Source organism: Vibrio sp. 1F253 (assembly GCF_041439295.1).
In the GTDB taxonomy this organism is placed as follows: domain Bacteria; phylum Pseudomonadota; class Gammaproteobacteria; order Enterobacterales; family Vibrionaceae; genus Vibrio; species Vibrio tasmaniensis_A.
In genome coordinates, this window is the sequence record NZ_JBGONU010000009.1 from 69,919 (window position 1) to 87,039 (window position 17,121).

At 43.6% G+C, this 17,121-nt stretch carries 17 protein-coding genes; 9 read left to right on the top strand and 8 right to left on the bottom strand.

Annotated features, from left to right (window positions below):
* Nucleotides 1-115: 115 nt before the first annotated feature.
* The 3 genes from ACED28_RS07015 to ACED28_RS07025 form a co-directional block, all read right to left on the bottom strand.
* A complete protein-coding gene (locus ACED28_RS07015; protein ID WP_371707051.1) occupies nucleotides 116-1,408 on the bottom strand; it encodes a peptidoglycan DD-metalloendopeptidase family protein in 1,293 nt (430 codons plus the stop codon).
* Nucleotides 1,409-1,653: 245 nt separating this feature from the next.
* Entirely contained in the window at nucleotides 1,654-1,953 is a 300-nt protein-coding gene (locus ACED28_RS07020; RefSeq protein ID WP_012600273.1) for an isoamylase early set domain-containing protein, read from the bottom strand.
* Nucleotides 1,954-2,076: 123 nt separating this feature from the next.
* A complete protein-coding gene (locus ACED28_RS07025; RefSeq protein ID WP_371709554.1) occupies nucleotides 2,077-2,724 on the bottom strand; it encodes a hypothetical protein in 648 nt (215 codons plus the stop codon).
* 32 nt (nucleotides 2,725-2,756) lie between these two features.
* On the opposite strand from ACED28_RS07025, the gene ACED28_RS07030 reads away from it, so the two are divergent.
* The 4 genes from ACED28_RS07030 to ACED28_RS07045 all read left to right on the top strand — a co-directional run bounded on the left by ACED28_RS07030 (nucleotide 2,757) and on the right by ACED28_RS07045 (nucleotide 7,966).
* A complete protein-coding gene (locus ACED28_RS07030) occupies nucleotides 2,757-3,239 on the top strand; it encodes a GFA family protein (protein ID WP_206208321.1) in 483 nt (160 codons plus the stop codon).
* A gap of 150 nt (nucleotides 3,240-3,389) precedes the next feature.
* A complete protein-coding gene (locus tag ACED28_RS07035) occupies nucleotides 3,390-4,064 on the top strand; it encodes a YoaK family protein (RefSeq protein ID WP_009845723.1) in 675 nt (224 codons plus the stop codon).
* A gap of 228 nt (nucleotides 4,065-4,292) precedes the next feature.
* Nucleotides 4,293-5,663 (top strand): YjiH family protein, encoded by a 1,371-nt coding sequence (locus ACED28_RS07040; protein WP_012600269.1) that lies wholly within the window; start codon nucleotides 4,293-4,295, stop codon nucleotides 5,661-5,663.
* A gap of 431 nt (nucleotides 5,664-6,094) precedes the next feature.
* Nucleotides 6,095-7,966: a methyl-accepting chemotaxis protein gene (locus ACED28_RS07045; protein ID WP_012600268.1), complete on the top strand. Its 1,872-nt coding sequence runs from the start codon at nucleotides 6,095-6,097 to the stop codon at nucleotides 7,964-7,966.
* A gap of 152 nt (nucleotides 7,967-8,118) precedes the next feature.
* On the opposite strand, the gene ACED28_RS07050 is transcribed toward ACED28_RS07045, so the two are convergent.
* A complete protein-coding gene (locus ACED28_RS07050; RefSeq protein ID WP_371707050.1) occupies nucleotides 8,119-9,504 on the bottom strand; it encodes an alpha-amylase family glycosyl hydrolase in 1,386 nt (461 codons plus the stop codon).
* A gap of 283 nt (nucleotides 9,505-9,787) precedes the next feature.
* Nucleotides 9,788-10,066, bottom strand: coding sequence for a peptidylprolyl isomerase PpiC (gene ppiC, locus ACED28_RS07055; RefSeq protein ID WP_009845728.1), 279 nt, complete (start codon nucleotides 10,064-10,066; stop codon nucleotides 9,788-9,790).
* A 283-nt stretch (nucleotides 10,067-10,349) separates the two neighbouring features.
* Here ppiC and ACED28_RS07060 point away from each other — a divergent pair, with 283 nt between their 5' ends.
* Nucleotides 10,350-11,264, top strand: coding sequence for a chemotaxis protein (locus ACED28_RS07060; RefSeq protein WP_371709555.1), 915 nt, complete (start codon nucleotides 10,350-10,352; stop codon nucleotides 11,262-11,264).
* A 53-nt stretch (nucleotides 11,265-11,317) separates the two neighbouring features.
* Here the strand turns inward: ACED28_RS07060 and hutZ are convergent, their stop codons facing one another.
* The 3 genes from hutZ to hutW form a co-directional block, all read right to left on the bottom strand.
* Nucleotides 11,318-11,848: a heme utilization protein HutZ gene (gene hutZ, locus ACED28_RS07065; RefSeq protein WP_017102763.1), complete on the bottom strand. Its 531-nt coding sequence runs from the start codon at nucleotides 11,846-11,848 to the stop codon at nucleotides 11,318-11,320.
* Between the two features lie 141 nt (nucleotides 11,849-11,989).
* Entirely contained in the window at nucleotides 11,990-12,511 is a 522-nt protein-coding gene (hutX, locus tag ACED28_RS07070) for a heme utilization cystosolic carrier protein HutX (RefSeq protein ID WP_012600264.1), read from the bottom strand.
* Nucleotides 12,512-12,569: 58 nt separating this feature from the next.
* Nucleotides 12,570-13,979, bottom strand: a complete 1,410-nt coding sequence (gene hutW / locus ACED28_RS07075) for a heme anaerobic degradation radical SAM methyltransferase ChuW/HutW (RefSeq protein WP_017102761.1) — start codon at nucleotides 13,977-13,979, stop codon at nucleotides 12,570-12,572.
* Between the two features lie 160 nt (nucleotides 13,980-14,139).
* Between hutW and ACED28_RS07080 the strand changes: the two genes are divergently transcribed.
* From ACED28_RS07080 to ACED28_RS07095, 4 genes are all read left to right on the top strand, one after another.
* Entirely contained in the window at nucleotides 14,140-14,901 is a 762-nt protein-coding gene (locus ACED28_RS07080; protein ID WP_029222881.1) for an energy transducer TonB, read from the top strand.
* Nucleotides 14,902-14,903: 2 nt separating this feature from the next.
* Nucleotides 14,904-15,605 carry a MotA/TolQ/ExbB proton channel family protein gene (locus tag ACED28_RS07085; protein ID WP_012600261.1) on the top strand — a complete coding sequence of 234 codons (702 nt, stop codon included), beginning with the start codon at nucleotides 14,904-14,906 and terminating at the stop codon, nucleotides 15,603-15,605.
* Nucleotides 15,602-16,015: a biopolymer transporter ExbD gene (locus ACED28_RS07090; RefSeq protein ID WP_009845734.1), complete on the top strand. Its 414-nt coding sequence runs from the start codon at nucleotides 15,602-15,604 to the stop codon at nucleotides 16,013-16,015. Before ACED28_RS07085 ends, ACED28_RS07090 begins: the two co-directional genes overlap by 4 nt.
* A 175-nt stretch (nucleotides 16,016-16,190) precedes the next feature.
* The gene (locus ACED28_RS07095) at nucleotides 16,191-17,081 is read left to right on the top strand and encodes a hemin ABC transporter substrate-binding protein (protein ID WP_371709557.1); all 891 of its coding nucleotides are present in this window, start codon (nucleotides 16,191-16,193) and stop codon (nucleotides 17,079-17,081) included.
* The last annotated feature ends 40 nt before the right edge of the window (nucleotides 17,082-17,121 follow it).

Sequence of the window (17,121 nt, forward strand, 5' to 3'; positions counted from 1 at the left end):
TAAACATTTAAGTATTTAGTTCTGCACTCACGGCTTTAAAGGCTACATCATTACTCGCAACCATCTAGCTAACGGTTACCTTGACGGCATACAGTCAGCTATTAGCTATTAGCTATTAGCTATTATTCGATTGTTTTTCTAGAGCTTTCTTTAATAGCTTGTCGGCTTCATCTCTAGCGGCTACGAATGTCGCTTTTTCCTTTTTAGGTACGGAATCGGCCATCGGAATATTTGCTTTCATTGCATTGACAGGACGACCACGTTCGATCAATTCGTAATGTAAGTGCGCCCCCGTCACTCGGCCCGTTTTACCTGATAAGCCAATACGCTGACCACGAGATACCGTTTGTCCTTTACGAACGAGGATCTTACTCAAGTGTAGGTAGCGTGTTTTGTATGTGCTGCCATGCTGAATCACCACATAGTTACCCGCATATGGGTGCTTACGAGTCATGATCACTTTACCATCACCTGTTGCTTGAACGGGTGTGCCAATTGGCGTCGCGAAATCTGTGCCGTTATGCGGAGAGACTCGCCCAGTCACAGGGTGTAAGCGCTTAGGATTAAACTGAGAACTTTGACGCCAGCCACTGCTCACAGGGTAACGTTGGAAAGCGCGTTGTAAGCTATCACCATTGGCATCGTAATATTGCCCGTCAGTGTGTAAGTACGCTGAAACAACACGGTTACGGTTCATGATCTTGATGGCTTCTATTTCACGTTTCCCGGTTGCGACACCATCAACGAATTGCGCTTTTTGAAGCACTTCAAACTGATCACCCGCACGTAAGTCTCGGCTGAAATTCAGCTTATCTTTGAGAAGAGTCACAATATGGTCAATCTCAATACTGTTCAGGCCAACTTTGTTCGCTGACATAGAGAAACTGCCTTGAATATCACCCACTAGAGGTTTCTGCTTCCATTCACCCGGAATAGAAATATCTTCGAATTCGTAGCTGCCGTCATCAAGCAGTCGATAAACCACTTTGTCCGCGACACTAAATTGAAGTTCCATTTTTGAAAGGTTGCCCGTCGCTTCGTCACGCCAAAAGCGTAATGTATTACCCGGACGAAGCGTGTCTAACGCAAGGAAGTTCAAATCGGTTTCCATCACGCTCATCATCGAGTTATAAGAAAACCCAAGCTGAGTGAAGATGCTACTTAAGTTATCACCTGATTGAATTTGATATTCAAACGTCGGTGGCTCAATAACGGTAGCAGAAGGAGGTGACAGAATTGACTCAATAACGGTTGAGTCTGGCAAATCAAGATCGATCGTTTTCGTCAGACTTGATTGTGAATATTGCAAAGCAACACTAATCACTGCAATAAGTGGCAGTCCTAAAATTGCTGCTTTTTTTACAGGTGAAAGCTCAGCAAACGGAGAGGAAAATATTTTTGAATACACGGTAAACAGGTCTTTCTACGATATAAAAGCACAGGATATGCTTTTCAGGCGTATAAATCATCATTGCATTGTCATAATATGATGTGAATCTGCGCAATCTCGGCTAAGTCATTGAGTTACCGTTAATGAAATAGGCACAACTCAAAAAATTAATGAACCAACGATTTAGACATTAAAAAGCAGAAACATCTAGTTCCTGCTTTTTAACTAATTCATACTATTTCAATTAAGTCATGCTATTTCAATTAAACGTTAACTGTCGATACCAAGCAATTATCTTCACCAAATTCATTCGGGATATAACGATCAGCATTCGCATCGTTCACCCATTGTTGATCATCAACTAGGTAGCGAAATTGAAACTCGCCATCTTTCGGAAGACGAGTTTTAAACTTGTAAACCTTCCCTTTCGCCAGTTTTTTCATTGGGGTCGCTTTCCAATCCAGAAAGTCGGCAACGATTGATACAGAATTAGCTTCTTGAGCTTCTAGCTCGAAAGTCACTTCAACTTCATCTTTCGTCTTAAAAAAACGTTTATTAATCATTCGCAAGCTCCATTTGTAAAGTAAGCAGACACAAAGCTAAGTGTGTCTAAATTTCATTCATCTACTTAAGATAATATGTAATTTAGCTCACATAAACAACAGTTCCTTGCTCTAACAAAAATGTCATTGCTCATCAATTGATTGCGTATTGAAAGAAAAACTCATTAACACCTTTTCAGATTGCAATTCTGGAAAAGATTGTTCCGCAGAATGTCGAGTAAAGCCGATAAAACCTTCCCCAGAGAGTTTGCTTTGTGAATCGAGCAGCTGAGTAATCTCTAAAGTTTGGATTCTCACACGGTCACCAAGAAAGAATTGGTCAACTAACACGACGCGGCTTCGATGCTGGTCATGTTTAAACAGGCCAAGATAATAGAAAACGCCACTGCCTTGGTTAGATACCCACATAGGTGCAACAAAGAAACTCGCCTTGCCTAACGTGACACTTGAAAGGTTGTTGGTGTCTACGGTGACCACACCACGCTCAACACCGGAGTCATAGCGTCCAAACGCGATTGATCTTGGTCCATCGACTTCATTAATAAAGGCGTACGCGTTGGTTTCAGGAACTTTGATTGTCCATGGGTTAGTCGTCTTCAAATCAAAAACGGTTTCAACAACAGGGTCATAACTGACTTGAGAAGAAGGAAACTTCGCCAAGATCTCTTCGTCACTTAAGCTAAAGCGATAAATACCCGCCAGTATCACCACAACCAGCATGATAATAGGAATCAGTAAAATCAGAGGTATAGGTAAGATTTTCTTTTTCATGAGCAATTATATTCTTTTGTTTTCATCCAGTTGTGCAGACCATAAAGGGCTTTAGTATAATTATCAATACAGGGTTAACCAGAAGTGGAGCACGGATGGATATCAATCATATTAAAGAGAAGAATATCAGAAGTTGCGAATGCCGCTGTGGAGCCGTCAATTTAGTCTGCAGAGGCGAGCCTCAACGCACCTCCGTATGCCATTGTTATGAATGTCAGAAGCGCACCGGAAGTGTGTTCGGGGTTCAGGCTCGATTTCCCATAGAACAAGTGACACTCAACGGAGAGGTCACCTCCTTTTCACGTATCAGTGACACGGGAAATGAAGTCACCTACCAGTTTTGCCCTAAATGTGGCACTACCATGCTATTGCAGTCGGTTGCCGCCGCCGATTTTTATGTCGTCCCGCTCGGACTATTTAAAGAGCAAGACTTTCCGCTACCAAGCTTTTCAGTCTACGAAGAACGCAAACACGGATGGGTCAAATTTGAACACCAGATGAGTCACTACAACTAGCCTGTTACTGACCATTTTCTCTATAAAGCAACAGTATTGGAACAAACTGCAAGACTGTTGCCTAAGATCAAATATCAACGTTCTACAACGCTAGCGTATCTTTTCGCTAGCGTTATAATCTGCTCCTCTTTTTAACCCAGGGTGAACCACATGATTTCTAAACTACCTCGCTGGGTTGAATACGGCGCCTTACTGTTAGCGGGCCTTGCTGGCAGCGTTAATGCTATTGGTTTACTCGGCTTCCAACATCAAGCTATCTCCCATATTTCAGGCACCATGTCTTTACTTGGCAGCAGCCTACTCACGCCGACTTCAACTTCTATGCACCTCCTGCTAATCATTATGAGCTTTATGCTAGGTGCCGCGTTCAGTGGATTCTTTATCGAAAATCAAGCATTGAAGTTAGGACGCCGTTACGGTGTTGCGCTATGTATTGAGGGTGGATTGCTGTTCTTGGCGCTTTGGGCACTGTTACAAGGCTACACTTCAGGCCAGTATTTCGCTTCAGCCGCGTGTGGGTTGCAGAACGCAATGATCACCACCTATAGCGGGGCGATCATTCGCACCACACACATGAGCGGGATCATCACAGACCTTGGGATCATGATTGGCGCACGCTTAAAGGGGATGCCTTTTGACCGCCGTAAAGCCAAACTTCTTATGTTCATCGTTGTTGGCTTTCTGTTTGGTGGTTTAAGTGGTGCTTGCCTGTTCCAGCGCTTTGAAATTTTGGCACTGGCTTTCCCTGCCTCTTTCGCGTTCATTGTCGCGTTTAGCTACTGGCTCTACCTAACTTATCGAACTGAAGCCTCAGTAAATTTATAAACGCCTAGTAATAACCATGAGAATATGTAACATCTGCAACACTTTATTCTAAACTCATAATTTGTTGCAGAATAACCTGCGTGAATATTTAGCGATATTTGATGAATAGTATTGCAAGTGATATTAATACTCGGTAATCTTGCACCCAATGAGAAAATACGGATGTTTAGAGAATAAAAATGCCAAGGATGTGGCTTTTTTACATGTAGAAATACGAGAATAATTAACATGTCTAACAACACGAATACTGCTCAACCAGAGAAATCTAAAGGCAGTTTCTGGGTTTTCTTAATCCCATCTCTGATTGGTTTGTTCCTCTTCATGGCGCCAATTAGCTACCAAGGTGATCTCACGATCCCTGTCGCTATTCTAGCCAAATCAATTCAAGCGGTTTTCGGTGAGTCTCTAGTTGCTATTATCACTGCAATCGTTGCCTTCATGTCTGTAGCTTCCGTGTTAAGCACCATTTTCAAACCTACATTCATTACATCGAATTCATTTCTAAACGGCCTTTTCAACCCATCTCCACTGTGGTTGTTGGTTCGTATTATCGGTGGTGCTGCAGCATTCATGGCTTTCTTCCAAGTTGGCCCTGAGTTTATCTGGGAAGAAAACACCGGTGGTCTCGTGTTAGAGGGCCTATTGCCGACTCTATTTTCAGTATTCATCTTTGCCGGTTTACTATTACCACTTCTACTTAACTTCGGTTTGTTAGAACTGTTTGGCACCTTACTAAGTAAAGTGATGCGTCCAATCTTCAACCTGCCGGGTCGTAGTGCTATCGATTGTATGGCTTCTTGGTTAGGTGACGGCAGCGTTGGTATCCTGCTTACAAGCAAACAGTACGAGAAGAAATTCTACACTCAACGTGAAGCCGCTGTTGTTGGTACGACTTTCTCAGCAGTATCTATCACGTTCAGCCTTGTAGTGATTGCTCAAGTAGAACTAGAGCACCTATTCCTACCTTTCTACGCAGCAATCTGCTTAGCAGGTATTGTGGCCGCGGTAATCATCCCTCGCCTTCCTCCACTGAGCATGAAGAAAGACACCTTCATTGATGGTACAAAACCTCACAAAGATGCTGATGCAATCCCAGCGGGTCACTCGACTTTCTCTTGGGGTCTTGAACTCGCGGTAAATAAGGCATCACAAGTTAAGTCTGCTAAGTCTGTATTTGGTGAAGGCATTCGTAACGCAGTCGACATGGTATTTGGCGTTCTTCCTGTTGTAATGGGTCTAGGTACAATGGCATTGGTTATTGCAGAATACACATCTGTGTTCTCATTCCTAGGTCAGCCTTTCATTCCATTCCTTGAGCTACTTGGAGTACCTGAAGCGGTTGCAGCATCTGAAACCATTGTTGTTGGTTTTGCGGATATGTTCATCCCAGCGATCCTTGCCGCTTCTATCGACAACGAGATGACTCGCTTTGTTATTGCAGCAATGTCGGTAACTCAGCTGATCTACATGTCTGAAGTAGGCGCTCTACTTCTAGGCAGTAAGATTCCAGTGAACATCTTAGAACTGTTTATTATCTTTATTCTACGTACGTTAATTACGCTTCCAGTTATCGCAGGTGTAGCGCATCTAATATTTTAAATTAGACGTACTGATACAGTGTAATAAATAACCTGATTTGTAATAGCCTCACTTTTGTGGGGCTTTTTTTCGCCTAATATATTCACTCTCCGGTTTAAAATATCGCCAATATACGAATTGAGAATATCATTTGATTTCATATTAATTCCCTTACACCTCTCCCTCATATAATAAACCACACGCATACTCGCCAAATTAATACCCTCCTCACTTTCTTTACCTTTGATTAAGCTAACTCTTCAACTCATTGAACCAAATAGCAAAAGTAGCAAGTATGTAATTAACTGAATTTTACGTTGTGCGGATTGTTGTATTTTTGTAGTCTATTTTGTGAAATTACATTCAAGTAAACTTCAACCCTGTCGATATATATAATTACAAAACACGATTAACTTTAGTTTTCGCAAAGCTTGTGAGAAGAGGAAAACACAATGAAATTTAGCCATAAGGTGGTTGCAGCATCATCAGCCTTGCTATTAGTGACAGTATCATTGCTTTCAATACAGCAACTTTACACCGTAAAAAGTGCTGTAGAGAACCACGTCAATGCAAGCCTGAAAGAGATGGTCTCTGGTATTAAGAACACCGTAGCATCAGAGATGAATGCTAAGAAAGCACTGGCTCAGTCGACGACTGAAGTCATCGAAATCAACCCTCAAGATCGTACCTACGTTCAAAACATCCTAGAAAAGCCAAAACTTAAAGGCAGCTTTCTCGCGGTTGGTTTTGGTTATGACGCAAACGGTTTCGTTATTGAAAATGATGATGGTTGGGAAGCTGGCCCGGATTACGACCCACGAATCCGCCCTTGGTTCATTGATGCTAAGTCCAAAAACAGTTTAGTTGTTACCGACCCTTATGTGGACGTATCAAGCAAGAAAGTCATCATTTCAATTGGTACGCCAGTGCAAGAAAACGGCCGTTTCACTGCAGGTATGTTCTACGACCTAGAACTAACCAACCTTGCGACCTTGGTAAACCAAGTGAACTTGTTTGACGCGGGTTACTTATTCCTAGTCACTGCCGACGGCACGACGATTGCTCACCCTAATGCTAAGAACAATGGCGAAACGCTATCAAGCTACCTGCCACAAGCGACTATTCGCGAGGGATCTCAACAAATTGAAGTCGACGGTAAAAAGTTCCTAGTGAACTTCACTCACATCCCAAGTGAAGATTGGTACATCGGCGCAATACTTGATGAAGAGATCGCATTCCAAACGGTTGAAGATCTGAAAAACAGCTCGATAATCTACTCTTTAATTGCGGTTATTCTCAGCATCATTGCATTAACCGTCCTTATTCGTGTGTTAATGCGCCCGCTTGAGACGCTTAACCAAGCCATTCAAGATGTTGCGAGCGGACAAGGTGACTTAACTAAACGTCTAGATACCAATACAGATAAAGAGTTCTCTGACCTTGCGAAAGGCTTCAACACCTTTACTGAAAACCTGCAAAATCAAATCATTCAATCCAAAGCGATTGGTGTTGAGATTAAACGTGGCACTGAAATCACAGTAAAAGGCGCGGGTGAGTCAGCGAATGCGATGAATACTCAGCTGCAAGAGCTTGAACAGCTAGCCACCGCAATGAACGAGATGGCCGTTACCGCAACGGAAGTAGCAAACAACGCTCAAGGCGCAGCCGCCGCGGCTCGTGAAGCTGACGATGCGACACTAGACGGTACATCTGTAGTAAGTGACACGACTCAAGCGATTGATAACCTTTCAGCGCGTATCGACCAAGCGGTTGCAGAAGTACAAGTACTTGAATCAGCAACAGCAAATATCGAGACGATTCTTAAAGTAATCAACGATATCGCAGACCAAACCAACCTACTTGCATTGAATGCTGCTATTGAAGCGGCGCGTGCTGGTGAATCGGGCCGTGGTTTCGCTGTCGTTGCCGATGAAGTTCGCACACTAGCGCAACGTACTCAAGAATCGACCACAGAGATCCGCAACATGATTGAGCAGCTCCAAGCGGGTGCAAGCTCTGTATCTAACGCGATGAATCAAAGTAAAGACACAGCCACTGACGCCGTTGAACGCGCTCAGCAAGCAAACTCTTCACTTGACCGCATCCGCGACGCGATTCAGCGCATCTCTGATATGAATATTCAGATTGCTTCAGCAGCTGAAGAGCAGAGTTTAGTAGCGGAAGAGATCAACAACAACACAGTTAAGATCAAAGACCTTTCAACACAGGTATCGAACGCAGCTCAAGACGCAAACACAGCAATGCAAGTTCAAACTGACAATGTTCGCCAACAAGACGAACTATTAAACAAGTTTACGGTTTAACCGCCTTAGCGTTTAGCTAACTAACACCTTGTTTAACTAACACCCTGTTTAGTAAGCAATAAACAGCTTTAAATAAAAAAACCCGCTTACTGGTAATCAGTAAGCGGGGTTTTCTTTGCAAAATTTGCTTTCTAACTCGTAACAGGCTCGAGCTAGTTGGTCGTCAGCATCATGCACTGGTTAGATTCAACCTTAATAGTTAAGTCCTTACCAACACATTCGAACACTTCGCCAGACAACAGATCCGTCACAGCGCCTGTCCAATTTAATGAGGCCGTCTTGCTTCGTTTCGATTTATTAATCACCACAATGCCTTTGTCGCCACGAACAAACACCAACAAGTCATCATTGGCTTCAACCACCTGCATCGCTTCGCCATGAACATGGTTATGGAATTGAATCATGTTTTTCATATAAGGCGCTTGCCAGTCGTTAAGCCAACGAGGTTGGCCACTCTTGTCCAGAATACCGCTGGTGCTGAGCTCACTGTAAACAAGCGGCACACCGCCATCTCGTCCAAGAATAAAGGCGTGAGCTAATTGCTCGTCGACTTCATCCATCACATGTTCCAAAAACACCTCGTTATTTGGAATGTCATGAGTGACAGCAAAAGTGATCGCTCGCATGTTCGACAGAGCTTGACCAAAACAGTATGGGTTGATCAGAGACTTAAAACTGCCCTGCTCTTCAAAAGCTTTGAAGATGGTATTGAATAGCGGAAAATCATACGCCCCTAAACGAGTGTGTTTAAGGTAAGGCTCGAGGAACAGTTCGTACTCTTCTTTGGTTGCACCACCGTCAGTAATGATCTCGCCAAAGATATGCATTTCTTCACAGATATCATCAGTCCAAACCTTACGTAGATGTGACAGTGTCATGTGTTTCGCTGCGTCGATGCGAAACCCTTTCACACCAATCACTTTCAAGGCTTTTAGGTAAGCTCGCTGCTGTGTAACCACATTGTCGTTGTCTAACAGCGTTGGCAGGCCTGGATCGCTTGCTCCACCAGTAATACGTCCGTTTTGCACCTCCCAAGTGTCTTTCCAGTTCTTGATACCAAACGCTTCGACAAAGTCGTTCTCATCAAACAAAGGTTTAGAAAGATCACCAAACAAACGAACGGATTCGTAATACTCAGAATCTTGTTGGTAAGACGCCATGTCTTGTTGATTTGGATACGTCAAATCACCGCGAATACTCGACTCGTTAGCCATGTGGTTAAACACAACGTCCACATAGGTACGAAGCCCATGTTGCTTTAACGTGTTCACCATTGCAGTGAAGTCTTGCGTATCACCAAGCTGATTATCGATCACACGATAATCTTGGGGTTGATAGCGCTGCCACCATTGGGTACCTGTATCTCGATCACAGCCTTTAGGCCCTCGTAACGACTTCATTGCCGGCGAGACTAAAACAGATTTATAACCCAACTCTTGAATCAGAGAGGCGTTCTTCATTACGTCAGCGTAGCACCAGTCAAAAGCATGCAATATAACATCTGTCGCTGGGGTGCTTAACATAGCTGAACTCTCCATGTTGTTCTCCTACCAAACTCGTTTACAGCTTTCTAGATAAATACAAAGGCTAAAAGGCAAAGCTGCATAAATTTCCTTAAGAATGGTGTTTATTATATGAGTTACTCATTAAAACCCCTCCTCCTCCCACCGATTAGTCAAGGTGGATAGTTAAGGGCGTAGCGCCAATTATCGCATAACGTCTGGGATGAACACTCAGCCATAATGTTTTTAAATGCGCCCAAAAATGACAAAAAAGGAGCGTATCTACGCTCCTTTTATTCAATCTAACACATATCAATGACTAAGTTCGGTAAAGAACCTTCACTACGTGCCAGCCAAATTTTGTTTTTACCAGGTGTGGTACAAGCGTCTCGCCAGAGAAACAAATCTTATCAAACTGAGGCACCATTTGACCTTTTTTGAACTCGCCTAGGTCGCCGCCCTTTTTACCAGATGGACAGGTTGAATGCTTCTTCGCTAGCGTTTGAAATTTAGCGCCCTTTTTAAGCTGCGTCATGATGTCTTCTGCTAATTCTTTATGCTTCACCAATATATGAAGCGCTGCTGCTGTTCTTGCCATGATAATTCTCAGTTTGTTGCGGTCAGTTTATTTGTGATGATTACGTAGAATTCATCAGAGTACTGACTGTTGTAATTCAGCTTACGGCTAACGACTTGTCGACAAAAGTCCATCAAACGCCTGCGTTTAGCGTGATTTTAACCCAAGAATCGTCATTCTTCACTCTATAACCGAAAACAACCCCCTTAAAGATCTTTAAAAACCGCATAGTGACTTGCTGCGAATGCCATTTCCCTTTAAATTAATCCTTATAGATTAAGCGCGTATTAAGTAGGAGCCACTTATGGCCAAACCGATAAGTAAAGCGAGTCAGTCACAGGGAATGCTGATGTTCAAGTTATCCCTCACTCAAAGTTTTGCGATAGGCACGCTTAAGGTCAGAGAAATCGTTCCTTTCCAGCCAATGACCCAAATCCCTTACTCTCATCACCACGTGATTGGTACCGTCACTATTCGCGAACTTACGGTTCCAGTTATTGATATGTCTGCGGCTATTGGGTTTCGACCGATCACACCGACTGAATACCAAGACTGTGTGCTCATCGTGACAGATTGCTTAAGAACCGTTGTCGCATTCTTGGTTCGTTCGATTGATAAAATCATTGAATGTGACTGGAAGAGCATTGAGTCGCCACCCGCGAGTGTAGGAACCAATGTGTTTGTTACCGGCATTACACGTTTTGAAGATCGTATCGTGCAGATGCTCGACGTAGAGTTATTACTTTCTAAGATTTACCCTGCTTATGAAAACGCACATATTCCGATGCTGACAGATGTCGAGAGAGAACGCCTAAAAGCGCTGAACATTCTATTGGTTGATGACTCTTTGATTGCACGAAAGCAGCTGTCTGATGCCTTAGACAGCATCAACATCCCTTATAGCATTTGTAACAACGGTTTAGATGCTATTGACCTGATGCGAGGTGAGGCTGCAAAAGGTACAGCAATTGATCTTCTCGTGAGTGATATCGAGATGCCCGGGTTAGATGGTTATGAACTTGCATTTGAAGTACAAAACGACAGCGCACTCAATCATGCCTACTGTATTTTACATACTTCACTATCCAGTGAGATCTGTGTTGACCGAGCTAATCAGGTGGGTGCACATGAAGCGCTAGAGAAATTCAATGCAGGCGAATTAATCGAAGCCATGTTGCGCGGAGCGAAAGTCCTAAACGACGCGGCTATGACTGCTTAGACACAAAAAAGCCCTCACATTAGAGGGCTCCTAAAGTAATCCGTTAAACGAGCTTACTCGTTAGACACTTTTTTGTGACCTTCTTGCAGGTGAACGAAATCCACTAAGTCGTCGCCAGATACTTGGTATGCCTGACCGAAACCTTTTACGAACAGGCCATTCTCTGCTTTAAGGTTGAATAGAGAAAAATCTTGAAGTTGGCTTAAACCATCAATAATCTCACCAAAACGTTCTTGCATCTGGCCAATAACTTGAGTCCAAAGCTCCGTTTCACGCTCTACAACACTTGCTTGTGCATCAAAGGTTAGACGCTTACGTGCATAAAGCTGCTTAGAGCTCTCTTCATCTTCGATCATCATCAAAGAGACTTGTGGGTTCGCTTTTAAGTTACGAGCATGACGAGCAACGTCAGAAATTAGAACAAAGTAACCTTCTTGGTTCTGAACGAAAGGGGCGTAACTTACGTTCGGGCGACCTTCTTCATCAACCGTTGCAAGTTGAAGGGTACGGCGCTCTTGGCGAAATTCTTTGATTTCTGGACCTAGGCGACCTTGTAGGCGTTCTTGTTTTACTTGTTGTTCCATCGATAATTCCTTTCTTCACTTTCTCTTATTTATTATTTTTACCCGAGGTTGAGCGTTCATTAGTAAACTAAGTGGACCTCGAGCATTCATATTTTCTTTAAGCTAGCTGGCAATCTTATTTAAGCTTGATGTTGACTGTACTTAAGCTCGTTCTTTTAGTGCTTTGAAGCGTTCAACTTGGTCGACAATCAGCTCTCGCTTTTCATTGCGACCTAGGTAAATCTTAAAAATGTTCTCGCCTGTTTCACTGAAGAAACCGAAGTAATGACTTTCACGCCCCATGAACGCCTTGCTCACCAAACCAATATGTTTGATGTTATCCAGTTTTAAGTGGCCATGCAGCTCGCCTTCTTTACCCATCAGATTGTAGTAACCACGCGCTACTTTGCCTTTAGGAAACGGCGCCTTTACTTCAAAGATTGAGCCAAATGAATGCATAATTGTGGTCACTGGGCCCCAACCAACCAAACCTTCTAGAATATCTTGAGCACGGCTGCCATCTAGCATCACCGCCATGTCTCCAGGAAAAGCAGCCACTACTTCAACTTCTGAAACTCCTAGCTTCTCAGCAATCGCAGTAGGAAGTAGTTTTGGTTCTTCTTCTAGAATGCCTGCGACACGTTGTTCTAAAGTTTCTGTCATTGCGAATGTTGTATCTGTCATTGAATAAGTTTCCGTATAAACGAGTGATTGACGTAAGTTATAAACTAAAAATTCGAGATTAAGCGTGCTTCAAACTTGCATGCGGGTGAGCACCCAAGCCAGAGGCAGTTGGTGCTGGGTGCAAGGTCTGATATTCCGTGTTAAGCACTTGAATCACACTCTGTGCAAGACTTACCGCCCAGAAACTGCCAGCTATAGTCAGGCTCAGGTAATCTTCCGAAAGATCAACTAGGCCATTCTTTTCCCAATGTGAAAACAGAGGCTTCAGGTAGTCAAACGTGTCTTGCCCCATAAAACTCGGCAACGTACTTCTTCTTACAACACCAGAATCAAAACCGGCTTTCAATGAAGAGAAGATTGGCTCTAGTGAGCTTTGCTTGGTCATCATGGCTATTGGCAATTGACCTTGCTTTATAGACTCCATGTAGCTGTCTAAAGTTCGATGTTGCATCACACCATGACCACCGATGTTGCCACCAGCGCCACAACCAATGGGTAGAACTTCGGCATAAGTTTTCGCTAAGCTGTTGTAAATGCTGCGTTCGCGGTTATCACGAGTCCAGTGATTCACGCTCAGTTGCTTAACCTTGTGCTTTGCCATGAACTCAACGCCCGCCAAGTACATACTCGCCTTATCTGGCGTATTAGCCGGTGGTGGGATTTTTCCTTTCTCAACAAGATTAAGCATAGGCGCGTTGCCCGAAACAATCAGTTGGTAGAGGTCGATACCGTGTGCGCCAGTCGACATGTAGTCTTCTAAATCTTGTTGAAATACTTCCATAGACTGGTGTGGCAACCCGTATAGCAAATCAAGAACGATAGGCGCTTGTTCAGTGCGACTCAGTGAACTGATACGTTCCAACACAACTTCTCGGTCATCCAAGCGCTTAGCACTACGTCGAACTTGAGTATTGAAACTTTGAATACCGAATGAGAAACGATTGAAGCCACCTTCCAGCGAACGATCAAACGTCTCGTCGCCAAATCGATTAATACGCCCTTCTAAGGTCATTTCCACATCGTTCGCTAATGGGAAGTATTGACGAATAGCCTTACCTAACAGCTCAACTTGTAGAGGAGATAAATCGGTGGGTGTTCCACCACCAATATAGACGGCGTGAAATAGTCCAGACTGAGCCCAAGAGGTTTTAGCTTTTTGCTTTAGCTCAACCATCAGTGCATCAAAATACTCATCCACTAATTTACGGCTTGCGGCATTTTGGAAGAAATTGCAGAACGTACAACGCACGCGACAAAAAGGAATATGGATATACAAACAACGTTTATCCTGTTTCTTTCCTTCACTCAGCATCAATTCATCAAAGATTTCCAATTTCTTGCTCGGGTCGACCGGGATTGAGCTTCCCCCAGCATGTGCAGATTGCTTTTTGGCAAATGCAAAACGAAGTGGGTCTGGGCTAGAAACGCCCAGAATTAATTCGTCAAACTTATATATATCAACGCTCATATAATCTCTCTAAACACTTATATAGCAAAGCCTGGAAGACTGTTTGCTAAAACTGAGAGAATCATAAATAGACGCAAATGATAATGCAATTGATAATTGATCTTATTTAGATTCTAAGCAATAATCCGATACATATTTTAGATTTGGTGAAGGATTGAATGTGAACGTACCTAGATATGTTATTGCAGGCGGTGCATCGTTAGTGATTCATGCGGCGATGTTATTTGTCGCTCAAGAATCCAAAGTCTTTGCAATGCCAGCAGGTAGCCAATCGAACACGGTATCGATCAACTTCACTCCAAAGAGCGTTCCCTCACAAGCTCAGAAAAAAACCGTTACAGAGCCAGTTGAGCCTGAGCCAATCAAGGAAACGCTCTCACACCCAGAACCTAAACCTGTCGAACCGAAAGCAGTAGAGCCAAAGCAAGCTAAACCTGCACCAAAGAAAAAAGCGATCACCAATAAACCTCAGCCCAAGAAAGTAGAGAAAAAGGTTGTGGAGAAGACAGCCGAGAAAAAGCCGATTCAAAAAAAACCGGTGACTCAACCAGAAAAGCTGGCCGACAAAAAAGTCGATAAAAATATGGACGAGTCCGCCAACCAACCTCGACAAGTTAATCAAGGCGTATCTAACCAAGAGCCGGTGTTAATCACTAGGCCCTCTTTTTCAGCTCGTCCAACGCCACCAAGCTACCCACGCCAAGCAAGGCGCCGAGGCGTTGAAGGTGTCGCAACTTATGAGGTCTGGTTAGACGCTGAAGGAAAACAAATTAAACAGGCATTAGTCAACTCATCAGGCGCACTAATGCTCGACAACGCTGCCTTGAAAGCCATTAAGAAATGGAAGTTCTCACCTCATACTGTAAATGGTCGAGCAATTGCTCACCGTGTGCAAATACCTGTTCGTTTTAAGTTGGATTAACCATGCAACAAATCAGTTACTTACAAGATCAACTTGGCCTAATGACATGGCCTCTTCTTATCTGTTCAGCATTAACAGCAATGATCATCGCAGAGCGTATCTTCCAAGTCATGCTAAGCATTGGGGTTGGCAAACGCGCTATTCGTCATGAGCTCAATCAGATTTCACCAACCAATAGCAAAGAAATCGAAGCATTAGCACAATCTATTTCTGGTAAACGACCTCTGCTGTACAAGGGCGTGTCGATGCTGCTTGCTCACCACTCTTTCTCAAAAGGTTTACGTGAAGATGCAGCAGGGATTTGGCTACAAGAGAAACGCCACCAGCTTCATGCAGGTTTAAGATTGCTTGGCTTGATCGGCGTCATCAGCCCGCTAATTGGCCTGCTTGGCACAGTACTTGGGCTTATTGAGATGTTTAAAGGCGTTGCCGCTACAACAGGCAGCATCACGCCTAATGATTTGGCAGACGGTCTTGGATTAGCAATGAGAACCACTGCTGCGGGTTTGATGATTGCGCTTCCTGCGATTTCAGGAGCTCAACTACTCGGGTTATGGGCCGATCGAGTGCTAGCTCAGTTAGAACACACTCTGAATTATGTGAATGTTTGGCTAGAAGGCATGTCAATTCAAACCAGTCAGTCTGGCGACACTCAAGGGACTCCTGTCAGCAAAGCCTCTATCGGTGATGTGAGCCAAGCATGATTAAAACGCCCCACTCATCTCAAACACAGAGCTTAGTTCCGGATTTAACACCCTTACTGGACATTATATTTATCGTGATGGTTTTCCTTCTACTGACAGCATCAGTGAAGTTGGAGTCATTAGAGGTGGAGCTTCCGAGTTCTGATATTAAAAACGTTTCTGAAGTTCATAAAGATTCGATTAGCGTCAATATCTTAGATCACGAACCTTACTGGGCGATCAACGGCCAAGAGTACATCGACTGGGAAAACTTCAAGATCGCACTGTTAGAAGAAACAGGCACATCGGATAAGAAACCGATCATCATTGGCGCCGATAAAGCAGCTAACGTTGAGAACTTAGTGAAGTTGTTGTCGTTCTTACAAGAAAACGGTATTCCAGCAACCCAATTACTCACGGAGGAAGGCTAGAACGACTCTTAAATTTTCATGAGACCTAGCACCTTTTATGAGATTGGACTCTTTATTGATAAGACCAAATAACCAAAGCCAGCTCTCTATCGATTCAAACTCAACATGCGGACAGGCTGATCACAAAGCATCTTCGCGATTACTCTCCATCAAAAGAAAGTACAAATAAATTATTATGAAAGACTTAAAAGTGCTCAATAAATTAAAGAACAACAAACATTTACTCGCAATCGCCGCGATGGGGTTGGTACTTGCAGCACCTATCGCCAATGCTGACGACACAAAACAACCTAGAATCATCAGTGCTGGCAGCGCAGTTACCGAATTAGTTCTTGCTTTGGGTGCTGAAGAGCAGTTGATTGCAATTGATGTGACCAGTCACTTACCTCAATCAAAAACGCTACCAAAGATTGGTTACCACCGAAACCTTTCTGCAGAAGGGTTGATTGCCTTATCGCCAACCACACTGATTGGCTCAGATGAGATGGGGCCAGACAACGCCATTTCTCAATTAAAATCTGTGGGTATCGATGTCGAGATCGTTAACACCGAAGCAAACGTTGAAGGGCTATTGAAGCGTATCGATCAAATTGCAAAGATTACCCATACCGAAGCTCACTCACAGCAAGTTAAAGCAGAAGTAAATCAGAAGATTGCGGCACTGGAAGCTAACCAAGTACCCAACAACGAAGCGAAGAAAGTTCTGTTCCTATTACTGCATGAAGGCCGTCCTGCAAACGTTGCTGGCGGTGAAACATCACCCAACGCTATCATTGAACTGGCTGGCGGTGTTAACCCTGCGGCTCAAAGCCTAACGTCATACAAGCCATTATCGATGGAATCACTGGTAGAAATGCAACCAGATGTGATTTTAGTCAGTGGCCGTAGCTACCAGAAAATGGGCGGCGCTGATGCCATTCTTAAATCGTTACCTATGCTAGCGGCAACCCCAGCAGGCATGAACAAGCAAATCATTACCGTAAAGGGCAGCGCTCTAGTTGGAGGGCTTGGTCTTGAAAGCCTTTCTGAAGCGAAGCGAATAAACGCACTTATCTATCCGCTATAACTTATCTATCCGCTATAACTCACTACCCTATTTTTACTGT